Raw genomic sequence first — 22,337 nt, 5'->3', positions numbered from 1 at the left:
CGCAGGGACATCCTCGGCAATCCCTGACAATCCCGATGCGGAGACACCCCCACCCCAGCCCTCCCCCGCAAGCGGGAGAGGGAGCCCAGCGCCGATGCCGTTACATCGTGCACACCAAGTGCGATCCGCTTCAGGATTGCAGCGACGGCGCCACTTCGCGTGCGACATTGACCAGCGCCGCGATCAGCGGCGTCATCGGATCGCGCTGCGGGATCACCAGACCGATGCTGTAATTGACATCGGGATCGGTGATCGGGATCGAGCGGACCTTGTCGGAGAGGCCGAGCGTCTCGGCGAGCTTGGCCGGCATCACACTCGCCCACCGCCCGGTCTTGACGTGCGTGTACAGCACGAGCAGCGAGTTCGAGGTGAGTGTCGGCGTCGCCTCCGCGCCGACCGAGCGCAGCGCGCGGTCGATGATGCGGCGGTTCTGCATGTCGGGTGTCAGCAGGCACAGCGGCACCTGGCCGACCTCGCTCCAGGTCACGGACTCCCGGTCGCCGAACATCGCATCCGGCGCGGTCAGGAGGCGGTAGCTCTCGTTGAACAGCGGAATGGTGCGCACCTTCCCGATCGGCTCGTTCTCGATATAGGTCAGCCCGGCATCGACCTCGAGATTTTCGAGCAGCCCGAGCACCTCGGACGAGGTCGTCGACTGGATGCGGAAGCGGACCTCGGGATGCTTGGCGCGGAACGGCGTGGTCAATGAGGCCACCATGCCGAGCACGGTCGGGATCGCCGCAATACGAATCTCGCCGGAAAGCTTCTCCTTCAGCGAGTTGATCTCCTGGCGCATCGCGCGGGCATCGCCCACGATCCGCCGCGCCCAGTCCAGCGCCCGCTCGCCTTCGGGGGTAAATCCCTGGAATCGGGACCCGCGCTCGACCAGCATCACGCCGAGGATCTCCTCGAGCTGCTTCAGCCCGGTCGACATGGTCGGCTGGGTGACGCCGCAGGCCTCTGCCGCCCGTCCAAAATGCCGCTCCTTGGCGAGCGCCAGCAGCAGTTCAAGCTTATCGAGCAACCGTGTGTCCTCTCGAATTCTGTCGTGGCATACAAGCTATCACGCCGGGCCCGCACCAACACGCAAAAACCGGCAACCGATACAAGTTTCATTGGCATTTCGTATCGACCGATTGCGCCTCAAAATCGATCTGAATTCGCAATCGCAGCATGAGACAGCTTTATTGATCTTCGAACGATTCCAAATAGTTTGCAGCGTAGGGACGCTCTGGTTGAGAACGAAAAATGACAGCGGTTTACGAGCCTTCTTACGAGCCTCGTTACGAGTCTTGGGACGAGACGCGCGGCGCCGAGATCATCGCCGAACATGCCAGGGAGGAAGGCGCGACGCTCGTCATTCTGCACGCGCTCCAGGAAGCGTTCGGCTATGTGCCGGAGGCCGCGATTCCCATGGTGGCGCAGGCGCTGAATCTGTCGCGCGCCGAAGTTCATGGCGTCTTCACCTTCTACCATGACTTCCGCCACAAGCCGGCCGGCCGCCATGTGCTGAAGCTGTGCCGCGCCGAGGCCTGCCAGGCCGCCGGCAGCGATGCGCTGGCTGCGCGCGCCGAAGCGAAGCTTGGCGTCTCGCTTGGCAACACCACAGCGGATGATCGCGTCACGCTGGAGCCGATCTACTGCCTCGGCCTGTGCGCGACCGCGCCGTCGGCGATGCTCGATGGCCGCCTTGTCGGCCGGCTCGACGAGAAGCGCATCGACGCGCTGGTCGCGGAGGCGCAGCGATGAAGATGAAGATTTTCGTCCCGCGCGATGCGACCGCTGTCGCCGTTGGCGCCGATGAAGTTGTCGCTGCGTTCGAGCAGATCGCAGAGCAGCGCGGCCTGCCGATCGAGATCGTCAGGACCGGCTCGCGCGGACTGCATTGGCTGGAGCCGATGGTCGAGGTGGCGACGCTGAAGGGCCGCGTCGCTTACGGCCCCGTCAGTGCTGAGGACGTCGCCTCAGTGTTCGAGTCCATGACGAGCAACGGACCGCACGCCCTGCGTCTTGGCGTCGCGGACGAGATCCCCTGGCTGAAGCGCCAGACCCGCCTCACCTTTGCCCGCTGCGGCGTGATCGATCCGCGCTCGCTCGAGGATTATCGCGCTCATGGCGGCTACAAGGGCCTGGAGCGCGCGCTGTCGCTCGGCTCCGATGCGATCCTCACTGAGGTCACCGCCTCCGGCCTGCGCGGCCGTGGCGGCGCGGGCTTCCCGACCGGCATCAAATGGAAGACGGTCGCGCAAGCCAAGGCTGACCGCAAGTTCATCGTCTGCAACGCCGACGAGGGCGACAGCGGCACCTTCGCCGACCGCATGATCATGGAAGGCGATCCCTTCCTCGTCATCGAGGGCATGACGACGGCCGGCATCACTGTCGGCGCCACCAAGGGCTACATCTACATCCGCAGCGAATATCCGCATGCGGTCGCGGCGATGAAAGCTGCGATCGTCGCAGCACAGCGCGGCGGCTATCTCGGCGACAAGATCGGCGGCTCGGCCCATAGCTTCGACATGGAAGTGCGCGTCGGCGCCGGCGCCTATGTCTGCGGCGAAGAGACGTCGCTGCTGGAGAGCCTCGAAGGCCGCCGTGGCCTCGTGCGCGCAAAGCCGCCGCTGCCGGCGCATCACGGCCTGTTCGGCAAGCCGACCGTCATCAACAATGTGCTGTCGTTTGCAGCCATCCCCTTCATCCTCGCCGAGGGCGCCAAGGCGTACGCCGATTTCGGCATGGGGCGCTCGCGCGGCACCATGCCGATCCAGCTTGCCGGCAACATCCGCCAGGGCGGGCTGTTCGAAACGGCGTTCGGCGTGACGCTCGGCGAACTCGTCGACGACATCGGTGGCGGCACCTTCACCGGCCGCCCGGTCCGCGCCGTGCAGGTCGGCGGTCCGCTCGGGGCCTATTTCCCGCGCGCCCTGTTCGACACCCCGTTCGACTACGAAGCCTTCGCCGCGCGCGACGGCCTGATCGGCCATGGCGGCATCGTCGTGTTCGACGACAGCGTCGACATGCGCAAGCAGGCGCGTTTCGCCATGGAATTCTGCGCCGTCGAATCCTGCGGCAAGTGCACGCCCTGCCGGATCGGCTCGACCCGCGGCGTCGAGACCATCGAGAAGATCATCCGCGGCGAACGCGTCAGTGAAAACCTCGCGCTCGTCGAAGACCTCTGCAACACCATGAAATTCGGCTCGCTCTGCGCACTCGGCGGCTTCACGCCCTACCCCGTGCTCAGCGCATTGAAGCACTTCCGGGAAGATTTTGTCCCCGCCCCGACCACGCTTCAGGCCGCGGAATAGGAGAACGACGATGTCTCTGATCGAAGAAATCGACTACGGCACGCCGCGCTCCAAATCGGAAACGATGGTGACGCTGACCATCGACGGCAACAATGTCACGGTGCCCGAAGGCACCTCGATCATGCGGGCCGCGATGGACGCCGGCCACCAGATCCCAAAACTCTGCGCGACCGACATGGTCGATGCGTTCGGTTCCTGCCGTCTCTGCGTCGTCGAGATCGAGGGCCGCGCGGGAACGCCGGCCTCCTGCACCACGCCGGTGATGCCGGGGCTCGTCGTGCACACCCAGAGCGAGCGGCTGAAGAAGCTGCGCAAGGGCGTGATGGAGCTCTACATCTCCGACCATCCGCTCGACTGCCTCACCTGCGGCGCCAATGGCGATTGCGAATTGCAGGACATGGCCGGCGCCGTGGGCCTGCGCGACGTCCGCTACGGCTATGAGGGCGAGAACCACGTCTTCGCCAAGACACCTGGCAAGTCCCACGGCGAGATCAACGCCGCCTGGATGCCGAAGGACGAGTCCAACCCCTACTTCACCTATGATCCCTCCAAGTGCATCGTGTGCTCGCGCTGCGTCCGCGCCTGCGAGGAGGTGCAAGGCACGTTTGCGCTGACGATCTCCGGCCGCGGCTTCGACAGCCGCGTCTCTCCCGGAATGAGCGAGAGTTTTCTCGGCTCCGAATGCGTCTCCTGCGGCGCCTGCGTGCAGGCCTGCCCGACCGCGACGCTGACGGAGAAGTCCGTGATCGAAATCGGCCAGCCCGAGCACTCGGTCGTCACCACCTGCGCCTATTGCGGCGTCGGCTGCACCTTCAAGGCCGAGATGCGCGGCGAGGAAGTCGTCCGCATGGTGCCGTACAAGGACGGCAAGGCCAATCGTGGCCATTCCTGCGTCAAGGGCCGCTTCGCCTGGGGCTATACCAATCACAAGGAGCGCATCCTCAATCCGATGATCCGCGAGCGGATCGAGGATCCCTGGCGCGAAGTGTCCTGGGACGAAGCGTTCTCGTTCGCCGCGGCCAGGATGCGCGGCATCCAGAAGAAATACGGCCGCGACGCCATCGGCGGCATCACCTCGTCCCGCTGCACCAACGAAGAGACTTATCTGGTGCAGAAGCTGATCCGCGCGGGCTTCGGCAACAACAATGTCGACACCTGCGCCCGCGTCTGCCACTCGCCGACCGGCTATGGCCTGTCGCAGACCTTCGGCACTTCGGCCGGCACGCAGGATTTCGACTCGGTCGAGAATACCGACGTCGCCATGATCATCGGTGCCAATCCGGCCTCGGCCCACCCCGTCTTCGCATCCCGCCTGAAGAAGCGGCTGCGCCAGGGCGCGAAGCTGATCGTGATCGATCCGCGCCGCACCGAGATGGTGGAATCGCCGCATGTGAGGGCGCTGCATCTGCCGCTGATGCCCGGCACCAACGTCGCCGTCGTCACGGCGCTGGCGCATGTCATCGTCACCGAAGGTCTCGTCAACGAAAACTTCGTGCGCGAGCGCTGCGACTGGAGCGAGTTCGAGGAATGGGCCGCCTTCGTCGCCCAGCCCAAGCACAGCCCGGAAGCGACCGCCATCCTCACCGGCGTCGATCCGAATGATTTGCGCGAAGCGGCCCGCATCTACGCCACCGGCGGCAATGGCGCGATCTATTACGGGCTCGGCGTCACCGAGCACAGCCAGGGTTCGACCACGGTGATCGCGATCGCCAACCTCGCGATGGCGACCGGCAATATCGGCCGTCCCGGCGTCGGCGTGAACCCGCTGCGCGGCCAAAATAACGTTCAAGGCTCCTGCGACATGGGCTCGTTCCCGCACGAGCTGCCCGGCTACCGTCACATCTCCGGCGATGCCGTGCGCGACCAGTTCGAGGCGCTCTGGAACGTCAAGCTCAACCCGGAGCCGGGCCTGCGCATTCCCAACATGTTCGATGCCGCCATCGAAGGCACGTTCATGGGCATCTACGTGCAGGGCGAAGACATCCTGCAGTCCGATCCCAACACCAAGCATGTGGTGGCGGCGCTGTCGGCGATGGAATGCGTCATCGTCCACGACCTCTTCCTCAACGAGACCGCGAACTACGCCCACGTGTTTCTGCCCGGCTCGAGCTTCCTCGAGAAGGACGGCACCTTCACCAATGCCGAACGCCGCATCCAGCGCGTGCGCAAGGTGATGTCGCCGAAGAACGGCATGGCCGACTGGGAGGTCACCATCGCCCTCGCCAAGGCGATGGGCCTGGAGATGAACTACAGCCATCCGTCCGAGATCATGGACGAGATCGCGGCGCTGACGCCGACCTTCGCCGGCGTCTCCTACGCCAAGCTCGACGAGCTTGGCTCGGTGCAGTGGCCCTGCAACGAGAAGGCGCCGGAGGGCACGCCGGTGATGCATATCGGCGGCTTCGTCCGCGGCAAGGGCAAGTTCATCGTCACCGAATATGTCGCGACCGACGAACGCACCGGTCCCCGCTTCCCGTTGCTGCTCACCACGGGCCGCATCCTCAGCCAGTACAATGTCGGCGCGCAGACACGGCGCACCGAGAACGTGGTCTGGCATGCCGAGGACCGGCTGGAGATCCACCCGCACGACGCCGAGCTGCGCGGCGTACGCGACGGCGACTGGGTGCGGCTGCAGAGCCGCGCCGGCGAGACCACGCTGCGGGCGGAGATCACCGACCGCGTGTCGCCGGGCGTGGTCTACACCACCTTCCATCATCCCGACACTCAGGCTAACGTGATCACGACCGACTATTCGGACTGGGCCACCAATTGCCCCGAATACAAGGTGACGGCCGTGCAGATCTCGCCATCGAACGGACCGTCCGACTGGCAGAAGAGCTACGACGAGCAGGCGCGGCACTCCCGTCGCATCGCGCCCGCCGAGGCTGCGGAGTAACAGGATGCACGTGCCTGTCCAGGCGATCGACCGCGATATCTGGCGCGACGGTGTTGCGTCGGAAGGGACGCGGCTGATCCCGGAAGAAACGCCGCTGGCACTGACCTATAATGGCGGCACCTACGCCGTCATGATGGGGACGCCGCAGAACCTCGAGGATTTTGCCGTCGGCTTCAGCCTGGACGAAAGCATCATCACATCGGTCGACGACATCAAGTCGCTCGATGTGGTCCGCCTCGACGACGGCATCGAGCTGCGCATGTGGCTCGAGCCGGACAACGCCGCGCGCATCAGCGAGCGGCGCCGCCACATTGCCGGGCCCACCGGCTGCGGCATCTGCGGCATCGACTCCATCGCCGAAGCCATACGGCCTGCGGCCATCGTGCTGCCGGGCCAGACCTTCACGCCCGAGCAGATCATGGCGGCGATGCAGACCATCGCGCCCCTGCAGGCGATCAACATCCAGACCCGTGCGGTCCACGCAGCGGCCTTCTGGTCGCCTTCGAACGGCATTGGCGCCTTGCGCGAGGACGTCGGCCGCCACAACGCGCTGGACAAGCTCGCGGGCTCGCTGGCGCGCAGCCGGACGGACGCAAGCTGCGGCATGGTTCTGCTGACGAGCCGCGTGTCGGTCGAGATGGTGCAGAAGACGGCCGCGATCGGCGCACCGGTGCTGGTCGCGGTCTCCGCCCCCACCGCGCTCGCGGTCCGCACCGCGGAGGCCGCCGGCATCACGCTGATTGCGATTGCCCGCAGCGACGGGTTTGAAGTGTTCACGCACCCGGGCCGCATCACGGCTCATCGTGCTCCGGAGATCGTTCATGTCGTCGCCTGACCGCCTCGTCTACATGGCCAACCAGATCGGCACGTTCTTCCGCAGCCAGGGCCACGACAAGGCCGTGCCGGGGATCGCCGACCACATCAAGAAGTTCTGGGATCCCCGGATGAAGCGCGCCATCTTCGCGCACCTCGATGCCGGCGGCGCAGGCCTCGAGCCGAACGTGCTCGAAGCCCTCGCCTCGCTCAAGCAGCCCTGAGCGCGGGCGCCGGGCCGCGCACTCTATCGAAATCGCACGATTATCTCGCCGATACCGGGCGCGGCCAAGCGTCGGCTCGCAATTTATTGCGTGGCTCATGGGTGCGCACCGGCATTATGCTGTCCCTTCAGACAATGAGGCGGCAGATGACCCGGAAGAAACTCGAAGGCATTGAAGACTACCAGGGCGCGGCCGCAGGCTGGGGCGCGCTGAAAGCAGTCGCCGACGCCGTTCGTGGGCAGATGGCCCCCGGCAAGGAGACCCATGGTCTCCTCACCATGAACCAGCCCCACGGCTTCGATTGTCCCGGTTGCGCCTGGCCGGACCCGAAGCACACCTCATCGTTCGAGTTCTGTGAAAATGGCGCCAAGGCCGTGACCTGGGAGGCGACGGCCAAACGGACCACGCCCGAGTTCTTCGCCAGCCACACCGTCAGCGAACTCTGGACCTGGCAGGATTACGACCTCGAAAACGAAGGCCGCCTCACCCACCCCATGGTGTACGACCGCGCCACGGATCGATATCTGCCGATCTCGTGGCAGGACGCGATGAGCCAGATCGGCGCGGCGCTGCGCGCGCTCCCCGACCCGAACATGGCGGAGTTCTACACCTCGGGACGCGCCTCGAACGAGGCCGCCTTCCTGTATCAATTGTTCGTCCGCGAATACGGCACCAACAACTTTCCCGACTGTTCGAACATGTGCCACGAGGCCACCAGCGTCGGCCTGCCGGAATCGATCGGGGTCGGCAAGGGCACGGTGACGCTGGAGGACTTCGACCACAGCGACTGCATCTTCTGCATCGGCCACAATCCCGGAACCAACCATCCACGCATGCTGACCACGCTGCGCGAGGCGTCCAAGCGCGGCGTGCCGATCATCGCGATCAATCCGCTGCGCGAGCGCGGCCTGGAGCGCTTTACATCGCCGCAGAGCCCCGTGGAGATGTTGACGCTCGACTCCACGCCGATCGCGTCGTCCTATTATCTGGTGAAGGTCGGCGGCGACATCGCGGTGCTCAAGGGCATGATGAAGACCCTGCTTGCCCTCGATGCAAGCAGCCTTGCGGAGGGCGGCCCCGGCCTGCTCGACCGCGAGTTCATCGCGGCCCACACCACAGGCATCGAGGCCTTGCTGGCCGATATCGAGGCGACCTCCTGGGATGCGATCGAGGCGGCGTCCGGTCTCTCGCGGTCTGACATCGAGTCCATCGGAAACGTCTATGCCAAGGCCAATCGCGTCATCATCAACTACGGGATGGGGATCACCCAGCATCGGCACGGCACCGGCAATGTGCAGCAGATCGCCAATCTGCTGATGCTCCGCGGCAATATCGGACGCGAGGGCGCCGGCATCTCGCCGTTGCGCGGCCACTCCAATGTGCAGGGCGACCGGACCGTCGGCATCACCGAAATCCCAAATGACGCTCTGCTCGACGGCATCGCCCGCGTCTTCGGTTTCGAGCCACCGCGCGCGAAAGGACATAACGCGGTCGAGGCGGTCGAAGCCATCCGGGACGGCCGTTCGAAGGCGCTGATCTGCCTCGGCGGCAATCTCGCCGTTGCCATGTCGGACCCGCAAGCCACCTTCGAGGCGATGCGCGCGCCTCGATCTTGCCGTCCATATCGCGACAAAACTCAATCGCTCGCACCTGCTGCTGGCCAGGCAATCGTTCATCCTGCCATGTCTGGGACGCACCGAAATCGACATGCAAGCGACCGGCCCGCAAGCCGTCACCGTTGAAGACTCGATGTCGATGGTGCATGCATCGCGCGGCGGCCTGAGGCCCGCATCCGAGCACCTGAAATCCGAACCGGCCATCATCGCCGAAATGGCGATGGCGACGCTGCCAAACACCAAGGTGCAGTGGTCCGAGATGATTGCGGACTACAACAGGATACGCGAGGGCATCGAAGGCGTATTTCCTGCCTTCAAGGATTTCAACGCGCGCGTCCTGCATCCCGGCGGCTTCCGTCTTCGCAACACCGCCTCCGAACGCGAATGGCTGACACCGAGCAAGAAGGCCAATTTCCTGGTCTATCCCGGCCTCGAAGAAGATCCGCCGAACGAAAATGCACTGACGCTGACCACGATCCGCAGCCACGATCAGTACAACACGACGCTGTATGGGCTGAACGACCGCTATCGGGGCATCAAGGGGCGCCGCGACGTGGTCTTCGTCAACGCGCAGGATCTTGCGAAACGCGGATTGAGCCATGGCGACGTCGTCGACGTCAGCGTTGACGATCCGGCCGAGCAAGGCCTGAGCGAGCGCATCCTGCGCGGCGTGACGGCTGTCGCCTACAAGATCGCTGAAGGGTCGGTTGCGGCCTACTATCCGGAAGCCAATGTGCTGGTCGCGCTCGATCACTACGACGCGAAGTCGGGAACGCCGTCGTACAAATCCATACCGGTGCAGATCAAGCCGGCCGCCGACGCGCCGCCCGAGCCAAACTAGCCGCGATTATCGACCAGCGCCTTGAACACGCGCCGCACCTCGCTCTGGGTCTCCTTCACCCGGGCCTCAAGCGAGGAGAAATCCGGCGCATCGCCGGCGCGCGCCATCACACGCTGAAGGTCGGTGCCCGCCGTTTCCGGCTTGAAGCGGTCGCTGACACAGAGCCGCAGGATCTGCGTCAGATCGTGATAGAGCCGCGCCGCGGCGCGCAAGATCTCCGCCTCCGAATGCGGCAGCACGCCGAGCCTGGCGGCGTTGTCCAGCACCTGCACCGTGCTGACGTCGAGAATATCCGGCTTGTCATGGGCATGAACGAGCTGGAGATATTGCGCGATGAAATCGATATCGACCATGCCGCCGGAGGCATATTTCAGGTCCCAATAGTCGGTCTCGCCCTTCTCCTGCGCGATTGCGCGGCGCATGTCGGCGACGTCATTGGCGGTGACCGAGGGATCACGACGACGGGTCAGGACCTCGCGGATGATGCTCTCGATCCGCGCGGTGAATTCGGGCGATGCCGACACCACGCGCGCGCGCGTCAACGCCATGTGCTCCCAGGTCCAGGCCTCGTTGGCCTGATAGTCCGCAAAGGAGACGAGGCTCGATGCCACCGGACCGGCGCGTCCCGAGGGACGCAGCCGCATGTCGATCTCGTAGAGAACGCCGTAATTGGTGCGGGTGGTGAAGGCGCTGATCAGACGCTGGGTGAAGCGGGCGAAATAATGCGCGCCCTGCAGTGACCTCTCACCGTCGGAGTCCGGATTGTCGCTGTCGAAATCATACAGCAGGATCAGATCGAGATCCGAGGACGCCGTCATCTCGCGGCTGCCGAGCCGGCCCATCGCGATGATGGCGGTCTCCTGCCCCTTGATGCGACCGTGCTGGGCCGCAAAGCGATCGGCGACGAGGCCGTGAACGGTGTGGACGATGCCTTCGGCGACGTCGGCGAAGGCCGTGCTCGCCTGCTGCGCCGAGACGGTGCCGGAGAGGATGCGCGTGCCGATCAGGAACAGGCTCTCCTGCCCGAACAGGCGCAGGCGGTCCAGAAACTCCTCGTAGGAGCCTGCATCGTGCACCGTGGTCGCAAGCCGCGCCGACAATTCCCGCTTGTCCGGCATGGCGCCGAAGAAGCGTGGATCGATCAGGCCATCCATCAGCTGCGGCTGCCGCGCCAGCATCTCGCCAAGCCGGGGCGCCGCGCCAAGCACGCGCGCGACGAGCGCAACGAGATCGCGGTTCTGGCCGAGCAGCGTGATCAGCCGGCCGCCGCGCTGGAGTGCCTGGAGGAATTGATCGAACGCGACGACGGCGCGGTCCGGCTCCTCGGCACGCGCGAGGCCGTCGATCAGGGCCGGCACGAACTCGACGAAGGCGTTTCGCGTCTGCTCGTTGCGGAACACGCGGTAGTCGCCGGTGAGCCAGTCGCGGACGGTCTGCGCCACGGCAGCGGGCTTCTTGAAGCCGAGCGTCGTCAGGTGCTGAAGCAGGCGCGGATCGTCAGGACCGGCGCGATAGTCGATTGCAGGCAGGCTTGCCGTGCCGGTCGGATCATCACCCTCGAACAGCTTTTCGTAATGCCCCTGCACGATCCCGAGCTGCCGCAACAGGTCGTGCGCGAAACTCTCGCGGCTGTCATAGCCGAAGAACCAGGCGAAGCGTTCGACCACCTCCTTGTCCTCGGGCAGCGCATGGGTCTGCTCGTCGGCGATCATCTGGAGGCGGTGCTCGACCCGGCGCAGGAATTCATACGCCGTGGTCAGTTCGTCGCGCGCAGCAGGGGTGATCCAGTTGCTGGACGCGAGGATGTTGAGCGCCGCAAGCGTCGGCCGGACCCGTAGTTCCGGATGACGGCCGCCGGCGATCAGCTGCTGGGTCTGGGCGAAGAATTCGATCTCGCGGATGCCGCCGCGGCCAACCTTGACGTTGTGGCCCTCGACCGAGACCTCGCTCTGGCCGCGATAAGTCTGCATCTGCCGCTTCATGTCGTGGACGTCGGCAAGTGCGGCGAAGTCGAGATGCTTGCGCCAGACGAACGGCGCGATCTCGGCCAGCATCGCCTCGCCAGCCCTGGCATCGCCGGCGCAGGCCCGCGCCTTGATCATCGCGGCGCGCTCCCAGGTGCGCCCTTCCCGCTCGTAGTAGTTCAACGCGGCATCTCGCGAGATCGCCACTTGCGTCGAGGACGGGTCAGGACGCAGCCGCAGATCGACGCGGAAGACATAACCGTCATAGGTGCGCTGCTGGAGAATGCGCGCCATGCCTTGCGTCACCCGGACGAAGAACGGCTGCGGCTCGATGTCGGGCGCAAGGGTCGTGGCATCGGGATCGAAGAACACGATGAGATCGATGTCGCTGGAATAGTTCAGCTCGCCCGCGCCCATCTTGCCCATCGCGAGCACGATCAGGCCGCAGCCGACCTCCGGCGCCTCGGGATCGGGTGGCATGAGCTTGCCGCGTGTGGCTTCCTGTCGCAGCAAGTACTGCAGCGCCGCCTGCACCGACGACACCGCGATGTCGGTCAGCGCGGCTGTCACCCGCATCACCGGCCAGACTCCGCCGACGTCGCACAGCGCGATCAGGAGCGCCGCCTCCGCCTTCATCCGGCGAAGCAGCCGCATCACCTCGGCTTCGTCGGGGGCGGCGAGCACCGCGCCCCTCGCCTCTGCGATCAGCGCAGCCAGATGCGCATCCGGCTCGCATTCGAGCAGCCGGATCAGGCGCAGCGGATCGGCGCGCACCAGATCGAACAAATAAGACGAGAATTCCGCGATGCCGGCGAGAATGTCCCGGGCAAAGGGATGGATCAGCAGCGCTTCAACACGAGCCGAGTGTGCCGGCTCAAGCTCGGCCAGCCAGGTTGCAAAACGCGGTTCTTCGATTGTGGAAACGGCAATATGGGGAGCCTCCGCGAAGCACGCGGCCAGGCTCTCACCATGCTTGTCCGCGTTTCCCGGCGCGGAGTGGTTCATGCCACCTTCTGTGGCACATCCGGCATTGGCGGAGCAACCCTGTCGCCGGCCCCCGCGCGCGCCGGCAGCAGCAGCGTGACGACGAGGCCCGGATGGGCATCGCCCAGCCGCAATTCGCCACCATGCAACGTGGCGACGGCGGATGCGAGGCTGAGGCCGAGGCCGGAGCCCGGCATGGTACGGCTCGCCTCCAGCCGCACGAATCGCTCGACGGCATGCTTGCGGTCGGCTTCGGGAATACCAGGACCGCGGTCGGTGACGGTGAGCAGCACCTGGTCGCCCTCGCGCCTGGCCTCGATCGTGATCTGACGGGCGTCCATGCTGACCACGGTTCCAGCCGGTTGCGCGGCCGGCTTGCCGTATTTGATCGCGTTCTCGACGAGATTGGCGAGCGCCTGGCTGATCAATTCGCGATTGCCGTGAATGGGCGCGGCTTGCGTCTTGACCTTGAGGGTCATGCCGTCGTCCTCGGCCAGCGGCTCGTAGAGCTCGTGAATGCCGCCTGCGACATCGGCTGCGTCGAAATCATCCATGTTGCCGCGTGCCTGGCCGGACTCCGCGCGCGCGATCATCAGCAGCGCGTTGAAGGTGCGGATCAGTCCGTCGGATTCCTCGATGGTCCGCTCCAGCGCCGCGCGGTAGTCGGCCTCGCAGCCCGATTTCGCCAGCGCCTCCTCGGCGCGGTTGCGCAAGCGCGTCAGCGGCGTCTTGAGATCATGGGCGATGTTGTCGGAGACTTCCTTCAGCCCCACCATCAGCGCCTCGATCCGCTCCAGCATGGCGTTGAGGTTTTCGGCGAGGCGGTCGAGCTCGTCGCCACTGCGCCCGACCGGCAGGCGCTCGCTGAGATCGCCGATCATGATGCGATGCGCCGTGCCGGACATCGCGTCGATGCGCGTCAGCACCCGGCGCGCGACGAAAATGCCGCCGCCGAGGCCAAGCACCACCACGATCAGCACCGACCATTGCGCCGCCTTGGCGACGATGCCGAATAGGCGCCGCCGCTCGGCGAGGTCGCGGCCGATCAGGAGGCGGAAACCGTTCTCCAACTCGGTGACGCGCACCAGCGCGCGATGGTCGCGGTCATCCGCGTCCTCGATCCGGCGATAGGCGGTCTCCGTCCAGCCGCGCGTCGCCATCACGCCGGGCGCCAGCGAGCCGACATTGCCGGCGACCGCCTGCCCGGTTGGCGTGGTCACGAGGTAGAGATTGGCGCCGGGCCGCAGCGCCCGATACTCGATCGCGCGCACGAGGTAGTACATGCCGCGGCGACCGTAGATCTCAGAGATCTCCGAGGTCTCGGCATTCACCGTCTGCGTGATCTCTTCAGTGATCAGCCGCCGCGTGTTCCAGGCGAAATAGCCGAGCAGCGAGGCCGCGAAAATCGCAAACAGGAACAGGTAGACCAGCGTCAGCCGGAATGCCGTGGTGCGGACGAGTTTACCGAATGCCGTCACGGATCATGTACCCATTTCTTGCTTCGCGTCTGCCATCACCGGCCATCGCCAAAATCTATATTCCACTTTGTTTCCAGCTACTTAGCTTCATGTGCTATCGTCTCACTTCGTTGAAAATCGCCGAACTCCAGCCGGCTCTGGCAAAAAAATGGTAAGTTGACGCGGCATTCCCTTTCAAAGTATCCGTGACGACCATCCTAAACAGGTCGATTGCGGAACGACTGGCCATGACGAGCAAAGCATCCGTGACGGTAGCTGGTAAGCGAAAGGGGAATGTTAAAGTGGCACTCAATTCGAACCAAGTTAAATCCCTGCAAGCTGGCGTTCATGCGGACAATGGAGGGCTCTACTTGGTGGTGCGCGGGAGCGGCGGTCGGGTGTGGGCCTTCCGCTTCACTGACCTCGAGGGCAAGCGGGCGCAGATGGAGTTCGCCAAGGCTGGCGACCGCGACAGCGCAGGCGGTGACGTTCTGACCCTAAGCAGCGCGCGCGAGAAGGCGCGCGACTACAAAGTCGCGTTGAAGCGCGAGGGCATCGATCCGCGCGTCAAGAAGCGGGCCACTGCTCAGGGCATCAAGACGTTCAAGGAGTTTGCGGAGGAGCAGTACCCTGATTGGTGCCAAGGGCTGTCCAAAGAAGAGTTGAACCAATGGCAGCGCTCCATCCGCGACGTGCCGAGCTTGCACGAAAAGAAGGTCCAGGAGATCACCACCGAGCACGTGTTGGAGGCACTCAAGGCGATCTGGACCGTGAAGCCGGTCACAGCATCGCGGACACGCCAGAGGATCGAGCGGCTGATGGACGCCGCCAAGGCGTTGAGACTCCGCACGGGCGAGAACCCGGCGGCATGGCGCGGCAATCTGAAACACCTGCTACCGTCGCCCCGCAAGCTGAATCGTAAGAAGAGACATCGCTCCGCGCCGTATACGAAGATGCCGCAAATGATGACGGAGCTGCGCTATGATCTCGGCAACGCCGCGCGCTGCACAGAAGTCGGCATCCTCACGGTGTCGCGGAGCCAAGAAATCCGGCTCATGGAGTGGACCGAGCTCGACTTCGAAGCAAAGACGTGGATAGTTCCGGCTGAGAAGATGAAAATTAAGGGCGAGCTAGAGCCGAAACCCCATCTCGTTCCACTGTCAGATCAGGCCATCGAGATCATCCAATCGATGCGGCGCACGGATAAGTACGTATTCCCCTCCGACCATGTGGACGAACATCAGCCGTTCCGGGCGAACGCGCTTGTTGGGGCCATCGAGCGCACTGCCGTCAAATCCACCATGCATGGCTGCCGCACGAGCTTCCGAAATTGGGGTGCTGACAACAAGGAGCATAATTTCCGTCGCGAAGTGCTCGAGTTCTGCCTGTCACACCGTATCGGCGATGAGGCTGAACTGTCGTATTGGGACAGCGAGATGATCCAGCGACGCCGCGAGGTGCTTCAGGCGTGGGCTGACTTCATCAAGCCGCACAAGAATGCGTCGGGAGAGCAACCAGCCGAAAGAAAGCGGCAAAAGCTCAGACTCGTTGCCTAACGAGGCGCGCCAAAATTTGGTTGAGCGATCTACAACGCGGTGTCAAGATATTCGAGGCAAGGCGAATTGGAGAGAAAGCTGTCGCATTTCGTATGTGTGGTCCGAGGCTTTTAAGCAGCATAGCGCCGTCGCGCGTTAACTCTCAGAGCGTCCCAGTCATTCGCCTATTGGGCTACTTCCGATCGTCGCCAGCTTACTAATAGAAGAACCGCCGCGCACAGCTCATTCATCACCTACACGATTGATCCGCAGGATGACTTCAACACAGTACAGCAGATTATGAATGGTCTGCGCGATCTCGATCTGACGCTGAATTCCATTGAGCGACAGCTGCGATGAAGCGCCCAAGTTCCGACTCAAGGCAAGGCACGTTAAGCATTGGTGCAAATCCTCATCTCCGCATTGCTGCTGCAATAGCCAAGACATCCGCTAATGTCAGCATAAAGGCGGTCCGCCCCCAGCGGAGCGGCTGCTTTCATAAGCCGTCAAGAAAAGGATTGAGATGAATGTCTCTGGATGCTCCCGAATTGCTGCGCGACGGCTAAGCCCCCTATCATTTTGCACAACCCGCTCAACGCCGTAATAGGCTGGAGGCTGCCCTAATCAGGGATGCCCCCCGTTCGCGCTTTATCCATTAGCGTCCGCTCGATGCGCTCGGCTTGTTCCTTCGTCAAATTGACCGCCAGACTGATCCCAACCACCGCTGGCCCCCTACGTTGCCGATCGTAAACCATCCAGCCCTTGAACCCTTGGCGAACCAAGAACCTGGATGGAGGAGACCCCTCGTCGCGCTCCATCATTGCCGATCCCGCATGTTTATCATCGGACCATCACCTCAATCCTTCAACGAGGGTCCTCCAGCCGAGCGCATCGTTCGCCGTTAGCAGCGAAGCACAAAGCGTTGCCAAGTAGTGTGGCAGCTCGCAATCGGGACGCGCGTTCATATTGCCGACCAACGCGGCGACCGAGTTCTTAAGATCGCCTCGGTCGAGATAATTGAAGGCCTGTTGCTTGCACCGCTCGACAAGCTTGTCGCGCGTCATGTCAATTTTCAGGGAACGTTGCATTTTCGCCTCCCTAACCGATGACTGCTTCCAATAGTGGAGTTGGAACGGAGCAGGTTTGGCGTGTCTGTTCGAAAAGCGACAAACAGCCGCTCTTTTGGTCGCAAGTGTGGGAATTAGGATACAGGCGCACGTCGCAACCGTACCTGTCGGCGCCCGGGCTCCCCGCGGTCCAAGTCCAAGCCCATCCTCCGGCCGCACCTTGTCTATGGTTTATGACTACGCCGAATGCGGCGGTCGAGCCGATCCATCCCCAAGGCCATGCCGGTGATCCTGACGACGGAGGAGGGAACGCGATGTCTGGATGCGCGCGCCGTTGGAGGAGGCGAAGGCGCCACAGAGGTCGCTGCCGGATGAAGTGGTCAAGATCGTGATGCGTGGTGCGGACAAAGAGGATGGAGCGGCAGCTTGAACGCGACAATTTGGTCGGTCCGCACTCACCACGGGAAGGCAGCGCACCGTTGCATGGCACTTCGTCACACTGCCTACTCCTTGTTCAAACAACGAACTACTTTGATAATATTTTGAGCGCCCTCTACATTGTCTTTGTGCGCAACGTACTTAACATGGTCCTTGATGCATCACACCTCTGGAGATTTTATGAATTACATTGGCGTTATCACAGCCGCAGCAGCACTCGCAGCAGCCGTCGCCGCACCGGCGCTTGCAGGAAGTGCGACGGAGAACCCCGAGTGGCTAATGAGGCAGAAGGCTTGCAAGAAGGACGCTTCTGCGCAGGGGCTTCATCTGTCGAAGAAGCGTGCGTATGTCAAAGAGTGCATGGCTAAAGGCTAGCATTTATCAGCTACATTGCATCAACACCCCGCTTCGGCGGGGTTTTTCTTCGCCATTTGTCCATACGGCGGACCTGCATGCGACGGACTTCATCGTCTAGCGCTATGTCAATGGCAGGCGCGAATACTTCGCGCGAGGCGTTCGCGCCAGCGCTTGGCCCGCAGGCTGCACGCCGGGCATTCGCCGCCCATAGGCCCATTGTGCTGCGCACCCCGTCAGGGGTGCTCGCTTCGAGACGGGCTGCTCCTCATCGATCTGCAGGCAGGACCCATGACGTCCAACGGTTTTCGCCGGTGACAGGAACACTCCAAGTCCGCTTTAGGTCAAAGGACTAAACCGCTCGCGCGATAAGGCGCTGCGGCGGGCGGCACAGCCAAGACGATCGCGCAACGGGACGTCCTGTCTTGAGATCGAGGGGTTTCGACAACCTCACTCAAGACAGGAGCATCCCCATGACCGACGAGGCCACGAGCCCATTGCGGCAGCGCATGATCGAAGACATGACGATCCGCAAATTAGCGCCAAAGACCCAACAAGGCTATATTCGCACCATCAAGGATTTTGCTGCATTCCTCGGCCAATCGCCCGACACGGCGAGTTTCGAGGACGTCCGGCGCTTTCAACTACATCTGGCGGCGAACGGCGCGCACGTCCCGATTCTCAATCACACCGTGGCTGCGTTACGATTCTTCTTCAGGGTCACGCTCAGGCGCTCCGACATCATCGAGCACACCACGTTCCTCCATGAGCCCCGCAAGCTGCCGGTGGTGCTAGCCGCGCCACCTCCTCCGGACTGGCGCTTTTCGGACGCCGGCTGTCTGAGCATGGCGATGGTCTCGGCATCGCGGCGTCCGAAAACCTGCACAAACTGCGACATAGCAGATGCAGGGTGCTCAAAAGAAAAAGCCGCCCGAAGGCGGCCTCTGGTGTTGCGTGTTTTGATCAACCTGATCAGGTGACGCGGAACTGCTGTCCGCTGTGCTTTCGCCGATACGCCATGAAGCCAACGCCAATAAACCCGAGGATCATCATCGCCCATGTGGAGGGCTCGGGGACGGCGGCCGAGATGGTAACGACAGAACCATTCCTTCCGGTTAAGGTCTCTCCAGCAACCGCATTAATATTGAACCCATTATCAGCGTAAAGTGCCGGATGAAGATAGTCGGAGTCCGTTTCGGCTACTACATTGCCAGCTGCAGGACCTGTTCCGAACCAACCACCAACCGAGCTGTCGCCAAAAAAGATGCCATTATTGCCAAAGTTATCCTTTGTTATTGAGAAAAATACAAAAGCGCTTCCGGACGCATCGACGCCGCCCGCCAGGGTATCTAGTTGAAAGGTTTCGACTGCGCCTCCGGGCGCACCCCAATCAATAGCGAAGTTGAGTATTTCAGCCTGCGCAACCGACGTTATAAGCGTAGCTGCAGCAAGGGCTACCCCTGCTAAGAGAGCCTTGAGCTTCATTCATTCCCCCACGGTTTCAGGCCTCGGCGCAAGCCAGGCTAACAAGCGCGTCATGTTAGGTGAAGATACCGCCGGGTTGATTCGCGAGCGATACGACGGATGTCGTATTTCGTCGCCTCAGTTGCAATTATTTACGTGCAAAATTTAACTGCGCGCCCCGTTGCGTCGCCGCGTCCCATCTTCCGGTTCGCGGCCCGCGCCCCGACGGCCTTCGCCGATCCATGGACAACCTCATAAGCCGCCTTCCGCTTCGCGATCAGCTTCGCGCGCTGGGCCGGCGTCAGGTCGCGGCGGATCAGGTTTTCGTCGATTTCGGTCAGGAGCCGGCGGCGGCCGACAGCCGCGCGCGATGGAGCCTCGCGCTAATATCTTTCGATAATCACCGACCCACTACCTTCAAAGCTTCTCGTCACGCGGGCTCGTGCGTATCGGCCCAGACATCAAAGCAAACCCGTTCAGGTTTTACGTCTGCCTGATAACCGGGCTTCCCATCGCCGAAGCCACCTTCCGCGCTGGCTGAATTTCCCAGCGCTGGAATTCCGCGAAAACTTCCCGCAACGAAGCGCCAGCCATCGGGCGACGCTTCACAAGCTTTGGTCGTTTTCAAGCTGTCGTTTCCGCTCGATGAAGCTTTGGCCTTAACCGTCAGATTGTAGTTCTTGCTCCGCGGTCCACACCACGGGAGAGCAAGTCCAATTAGGAAACTGAGCTGGCAGGTCACCGGCTCCGTCCTGCTAATCAAGCGACCACATACATCGATCAGTCCCGCGAAAGCTCCGAGAACTGCGGTCAAGGCCACAATCATTCCAGTCAATTTAGCCATTGTCGTTCCCCATCAACGGGCCAAAGAAGTTTAGACGCCGTCCAAGGCCACGTATAGCGGCCGATCCCATCTAGAGGGGATGGAAATGACGGTCTCGCCGGCGGCTGCGCTGGATCAGTGGCCCGCGGTCGGGCGCCGGCAATCAGGATCGCCGACTGATCGGTGACAGCATCGGCGCCCTCTGGAGGGGTTCGCGCCGATCGATACGCGACCTTAAGACACGAACGAGATGCCCGCGCGGTCATCCTGTCGCCATGCCAAGCGACAATCGAACGATGTTCGAAAGTCGTCAAATGACAATTGGAAGTCGGTCGATGGGATCGAGGTATTTTTCAACCTTACACAGGCGCCGAGGACGGAGAGGTTGAACATCTTGCAGGGCATGATCGTCACTTCGCCTGGCAGAGAAAGCGTAACAAGCTGTTCGAGCGTCTTGCGTGTGACGCGTCGCCGCTCACCACCCGTCCATTCAACAGACACTTTCGGCCTCTCAAGGTTCAGTCAGCATCATAGGCGGGGTCGCCGACCAAGGGGGACGGCGACCCCTCGCCGCGAAGGCGCCGGTACGCGAGACGAGGACGACTTCGCGACTATATGGAGCATCGGCGCTGGCCCGCCCCGGCGCAAAAACGGCCGTGCGCTAGTGTTACTTGGGTCGCCGCCTGATTACGTCTGCCGCTGTGGATCGGCCGCGCGAGACCATTTCTTCAACGCTTCGCAGCGTCTGAGCTAATTTGGACCGAAGATGTCGAGCGTGCGTCGCATCTTTAGGCTCCGAGAGAAAAGCAATCTTCACGAGGAAGCGGTTCAATCGCGATGTGACCAGAAGATTGTCAGAGTGTTGCGAGCGCAGGTTCGTGATCTGTCGTCGCATCTCAATGAGATCGAGCCTGTCATCGTCGGGCATATTCGCCAAATTGAAGTTCATACCCATGTGTCAGATAAACGAAACCGCCGCGCCGAATATCTTGGCGCGACGGCTGCGCCATGGTGAACCCGAACGGGGCAATGTCCGGTGCAGAGAGGCTATCGCTCCGCAGCCCGGGTGCAATCGAAGACGCGAATTAAGCTTGATGTCGCAGCTGGGGGTTAATTCTGGAACTGCGTGCGCGCCGTGGGCGACAGCGGCGCGCGCGTTGTAAGCTGCCGCCGGTTATCATCAGCACTCTTTAGGCCCCTCTACCGGGATGAACCGAACTGTGATCGCGATCGAGATGTCGAATAGCCGGCCCGTTTCGGATAGGCTTTGCGTCTACTTTTTCGCTCGCGGGGAGGCCGCCATGGCCACGTTCATCCTAGTGCATGGCACTTTTGTGAAGTCTGCTGAATGGCCTGCATTGCAGCAAGGTCTGGAAGAGATTGCGGTATCGAATGGCCAAACTGCACAGATCAAACAGATCCCATGGACAGGAAAAAATACCGCGAGAGCACGGGAGGCTGCCGCCGTAGACATTTCCAGATCGGTCAAACGATCCGATCGATGAATCCGAATGAAAGATCTTTCTGATCGGGCACAGTCATGGCGGGAGTGCCATCGCCTACTTTCTCAAGAACCATCTGGCGGCTACTACCGTGGATGGATTCGCATTTCTGTCTACACCGTTCGTGGCGATGAGGCAGAGGGTGGAGGCCGAGCGGATACTGGCGATACTGACCTTTTTCCTTTCGCTGCAGCGCTAGGCATTCCGGCGCTCTCGCCGCCAACCGTCCGCCTTTTCGGCCTTGCCGTACTACTAGTAGCGGGCCTTTTCGGAAGCGCGATGTTTTTCAAAGTTTCGTAAATCGACGACGCACGTTGTTCAACAGCAGACCGCTGATATTCCCGCAGGAAACTATGTTTTTCTTCGTTGCTCCGGTGACGAAGCTGCTGCTGCTCTTTCAGCAGCTCAATTCGTGGCGTGGCTCGGCGCGAAGGTATCTCGGTTTTGGCCTGCTCTATTCGCCCGCTATTTTTTTCGCGAGGCGGCTCGGTGGCCGGATTTACTTATGTCGCGCTGTTGGCCGCCGCCGCCGCGGCGGTAGGAACACCCGGGTCCGATCCCGCACACACTCTACCTACATCCCTTGTTCACGAAGGCCTCTTCCACCGGATGGCTTATTCGATCGCCGACGCTTTCGCGCAGGTGAATTCGCCACTCTCATTGCTCGTCGCAGTAATGCTCTCGGTTACGGTAGTCGCGTCGCTACCTATTTGGATCAGCATAGTCGCCGCGTCCTTGGTTCTCTTGCTACAGGCCGCAACTACTCGGATGTTTGGCTGGACAGACTTCTTTGCTGGTTTCTTCGTCGAGCTTGCCATTGAGCCGCTTCCCTTCGAAGCGCATGTTCTAACGCACATCAACTGGAGTGAGCAGGCCGGATTGAAAGGCGTCGTTCACAGTTGGACATAGGAACATCCCGCCGCGATAAGGAATATTCAGGGTTCGATAACAGCAGCACTGCGCCAGTGAGGGGCGTGACGGCGCCTAAGTGCGCAGCGGGAGTTGCACGGCGAAATGACGGCTCGCGTGAGCCTCGACATGGCCGACCGCGCCGGCG

At 62.5% G+C, this 22,337-nt stretch carries 19 protein-coding genes and 1 pseudogene; 13 read left to right on the top strand and 7 right to left on the bottom strand.

Annotation, left to right across the window (positions count from 1 at the left end):
• Positions 1–130: 130 nt before the first annotated feature.
• A complete protein-coding gene (locus V1280_RS43950; protein ID WP_334537268.1) occupies positions 131–1,024 on the bottom strand; it encodes a LysR family transcriptional regulator in 894 nt (297 codons plus the stop codon).
• 224 nt (positions 1,025–1,248) lie between these two features.
• Here V1280_RS43950 and V1280_RS43945 point away from each other — a divergent pair, with 224 nt between their 5' ends.
• From V1280_RS43945 to V1280_RS43915, 7 genes are all read left to right on the top strand, one after another.
• On the top strand, positions 1,249–1,749 hold the full coding sequence (locus V1280_RS43945) for a formate dehydrogenase subunit gamma (RefSeq protein WP_334537266.1): 501 nt from the start codon (positions 1,249–1,251) through the stop codon (positions 1,747–1,749).
• Positions 1,746–3,302 (top strand): formate dehydrogenase beta subunit, encoded by a 1,557-nt coding sequence (locus V1280_RS43940; RefSeq protein ID WP_334537264.1) that lies wholly within the window; start codon positions 1,746–1,748, stop codon positions 3,300–3,302. The genes V1280_RS43945 and V1280_RS43940 overlap by 4 nt, the downstream gene beginning before the upstream one ends.
• A 10-nt stretch (positions 3,303–3,312) precedes the next feature.
• Positions 3,313–6,198 (top strand): formate dehydrogenase subunit alpha, encoded by a 2,886-nt coding sequence (fdhF, locus tag V1280_RS43935; RefSeq protein ID WP_334537263.1) that lies wholly within the window; start codon positions 3,313–3,315, stop codon positions 6,196–6,198.
• 4 nt (positions 6,199–6,202) lie between these two features.
• Entirely contained in the window at positions 6,203–7,033 is an 831-nt protein-coding gene (gene fdhD, locus V1280_RS43930; RefSeq protein WP_334537262.1) for a formate dehydrogenase accessory sulfurtransferase FdhD, read from the top strand.
• A complete protein-coding gene (locus tag V1280_RS43925; RefSeq protein WP_334537261.1) occupies positions 7,020–7,235 on the top strand; it encodes a formate dehydrogenase subunit delta in 216 nt (71 codons plus the stop codon). Before fdhD ends, V1280_RS43925 begins: the two co-directional genes overlap by 14 nt.
• A gap of 146 nt (positions 7,236–7,381) precedes the next feature.
• Entirely contained in the window at positions 7,382–8,977 is a 1,596-nt protein-coding gene (locus V1280_RS43920; protein WP_334537259.1) for an FdhF/YdeP family oxidoreductase, read from the top strand.
• Positions 8,943–9,692: a molybdopterin dinucleotide binding domain-containing protein gene (locus V1280_RS43915; protein WP_334537257.1), complete on the top strand. Its 750-nt coding sequence runs from the start codon at positions 8,943–8,945 to the stop codon at positions 9,690–9,692. The genes V1280_RS43920 and V1280_RS43915 overlap by 35 nt, the downstream gene beginning before the upstream one ends.
• On the opposite strand, the gene V1280_RS43910 is transcribed toward V1280_RS43915, so the two are convergent.
• Positions 9,689–12,661: a bifunctional [glutamine synthetase] adenylyltransferase/[glutamine synthetase]-adenylyl-L-tyrosine phosphorylase gene (locus V1280_RS43910; protein ID WP_334537255.1), complete on the bottom strand. Its 2,973-nt coding sequence runs from the start codon at positions 12,659–12,661 to the stop codon at positions 9,689–9,691. The two genes, V1280_RS43915 and V1280_RS43910, sit on opposite strands and share 4 nt — an antisense overlap.
• A complete protein-coding gene (locus V1280_RS43905; RefSeq protein WP_334537253.1) occupies positions 12,658–14,118 on the bottom strand; it encodes a sensor histidine kinase in 1,461 nt (486 codons plus the stop codon). Before V1280_RS43905 ends, V1280_RS43910 begins: the two co-directional genes overlap by 4 nt.
• Positions 14,119–14,345: 227 nt before the next feature.
• Between V1280_RS43905 and V1280_RS43900 the strand changes: the two genes are divergently transcribed.
• Positions 14,346–15,653, top strand: coding sequence for a tyrosine-type recombinase/integrase (locus V1280_RS43900; RefSeq protein WP_334537251.1), 1,308 nt, complete (start codon positions 14,346–14,348; stop codon positions 15,651–15,653).
• An 830-nt stretch (positions 15,654–16,483) separates the two neighbouring features.
• On the opposite strand, the gene V1280_RS43895 is transcribed toward V1280_RS43900, so the two are convergent.
• A complete protein-coding gene (locus V1280_RS43895; RefSeq protein WP_334537249.1) occupies positions 16,484–16,720 on the bottom strand; it encodes a hypothetical protein in 237 nt (78 codons plus the stop codon).
• Between the two features lie 597 nt (positions 16,721–17,317).
• Between V1280_RS43895 and V1280_RS43890 the strand changes: the two genes are divergently transcribed.
• Positions 17,318–17,512, top strand: a complete 195-nt coding sequence (locus V1280_RS43890; RefSeq protein ID WP_334537247.1) for a hypothetical protein — start codon at positions 17,318–17,320, stop codon at positions 17,510–17,512.
• 452 nt (positions 17,513–17,964) lie between these two features.
• Positions 17,965–18,471: a site-specific integrase gene (locus V1280_RS43885; protein WP_334537245.1), complete on the top strand. Its 507-nt coding sequence runs from the start codon at positions 17,965–17,967 to the stop codon at positions 18,469–18,471.
• On the opposite strand, the pseudogene V1280_RS47055 reads toward V1280_RS43885, so the two are convergent.
• The 3 genes and pseudogenes from V1280_RS47055 to V1280_RS47050 form a co-directional block, all read right to left on the bottom strand.
• Positions 18,464–18,571, bottom strand: a pseudogene (locus V1280_RS47055) (PEPxxWA-CTERM sorting domain-containing protein); the annotation flags it as partial. The gene V1280_RS43885 and the pseudogene V1280_RS47055 sit on opposite strands and share 8 nt — an antisense overlap.
• Before the next feature lie 814 nt (positions 18,572–19,385).
• Positions 19,386–19,799 (bottom strand): hypothetical protein, encoded by a 414-nt coding sequence (locus tag V1280_RS43875; protein ID WP_334537241.1) that lies wholly within the window; start codon positions 19,797–19,799, stop codon positions 19,386–19,388.
• A 213-nt stretch (positions 19,800–20,012) separates the two neighbouring features.
• Positions 20,013–20,279, bottom strand: a complete 267-nt coding sequence (locus V1280_RS47050; RefSeq protein ID WP_442895206.1) for a PilZ domain-containing protein — start codon at positions 20,277–20,279, stop codon at positions 20,013–20,015.
• 265 nt (positions 20,280–20,544) lie between these two features.
• On the opposite strand from V1280_RS47050, the gene V1280_RS43870 reads away from it, so the two are divergent.
• From V1280_RS43870 to V1280_RS43860, 3 genes are all read left to right on the top strand, one after another.
• Positions 20,545–20,793 (top strand): hypothetical protein, encoded by a 249-nt coding sequence (locus V1280_RS43870; RefSeq protein WP_334537240.1) that lies wholly within the window; start codon positions 20,545–20,547, stop codon positions 20,791–20,793.
• 286 nt (positions 20,794–21,079) lie between these two features.
• Positions 21,080–21,283, top strand: coding sequence for a hypothetical protein (locus tag V1280_RS43865; protein WP_334537239.1), 204 nt, complete (start codon positions 21,080–21,082; stop codon positions 21,281–21,283).
• Between the two features lie 486 nt (positions 21,284–21,769).
• Entirely contained in the window at positions 21,770–22,189 is a 420-nt protein-coding gene (locus V1280_RS43860) for a hypothetical protein (protein WP_334537238.1), read from the top strand.
• The last annotated feature ends 148 nt before the right edge of the window (positions 22,190–22,337 follow it).

The sequence above is a fragment of the Bradyrhizobium sp. AZCC 2230 genome (assembly GCF_036924495.1).
GTDB lineage: Bacteria > Pseudomonadota > Alphaproteobacteria > Rhizobiales > Xanthobacteraceae > Bradyrhizobium > Bradyrhizobium rifense.
The sequence above is the reverse complement of the archived record's forward strand: the minus strand, read 5'-3'. Positions and strand labels throughout refer to the sequence as shown.

What these genes read in the sequence shown, in the direction of transcription:
- V1280_RS43945 (WP_334537266.1), top strand. Translation starts at nt 1,249, where the DNA reads ATGACAGCGGTTTACGAGCCTTCTTACGAGCCTCGTTACGAGTCTTGG.
- V1280_RS43940 (WP_334537264.1), top strand. Translation starts at nt 1,746, where the DNA reads ATGAAGATGAAGATTTTCGTCCCGCGCGATGCGACCGCTGTCGCCGTT.
- fdhF (WP_334537263.1), top strand. Translation starts at nt 3,313, where the DNA reads ATGTCTCTGATCGAAGAAATCGACTACGGCACGCCGCGCTCCAAATCG.
- fdhD (WP_334537262.1), top strand. Translation starts at nt 6,203, where the DNA reads ATGCACGTGCCTGTCCAGGCGATCGACCGCGATATCTGGCGCGACGGT.
- V1280_RS43925 (WP_334537261.1), top strand. Translation starts at nt 7,020, where the DNA reads ATGTCGTCGCCTGACCGCCTCGTCTACATGGCCAACCAGATCGGCACG.
- V1280_RS43920 (WP_334537259.1), top strand. Translation starts at nt 7,382, where the DNA reads ATGACCCGGAAGAAACTCGAAGGCATTGAAGACTACCAGGGCGCGGCC.
- V1280_RS43915 (WP_334537257.1), top strand. Translation starts at nt 8,943, where the DNA reads ATGCAAGCGACCGGCCCGCAAGCCGTCACCGTTGAAGACTCGATGTCG.
- V1280_RS43910 (WP_334537255.1), bottom strand. Translation starts at nt 12,661, where the DNA reads ATGAACCACTCCGCGCCGGGAAACGCGGACAAGCATGGTGAGAGCCTG.
- V1280_RS43900 (WP_334537251.1), top strand. Translation starts at nt 14,346, where the DNA reads ATGACGAGCAAAGCATCCGTGACGGTAGCTGGTAAGCGAAAGGGGAAT.
- V1280_RS43895 (WP_334537249.1), bottom strand. Translation starts at nt 16,720, where the DNA reads ATGCAACGTTCCCTGAAAATTGACATGACGCGCGACAAGCTTGTCGAG.
- V1280_RS43890 (WP_334537247.1), top strand. Translation starts at nt 17,318, where the DNA reads ATGAATTACATTGGCGTTATCACAGCCGCAGCAGCACTCGCAGCAGCC.
- V1280_RS43885 (WP_334537245.1), top strand. Translation starts at nt 17,965, where the DNA reads ATGACCGACGAGGCCACGAGCCCATTGCGGCAGCGCATGATCGAAGAC.
- V1280_RS43875 (WP_334537241.1), bottom strand. Translation starts at nt 19,799, where the DNA reads ATGGCTAAATTGACTGGAATGATTGTGGCCTTGACCGCAGTTCTCGGA.
- V1280_RS43870 (WP_334537240.1), top strand. Translation starts at nt 20,545, where the DNA reads ATGTCGAGCGTGCGTCGCATCTTTAGGCTCCGAGAGAAAAGCAATCTT.
- V1280_RS43865 (WP_334537239.1), top strand. Translation starts at nt 21,080, where the DNA reads ATGGCCACGTTCATCCTAGTGCATGGCACTTTTGTGAAGTCTGCTGAA.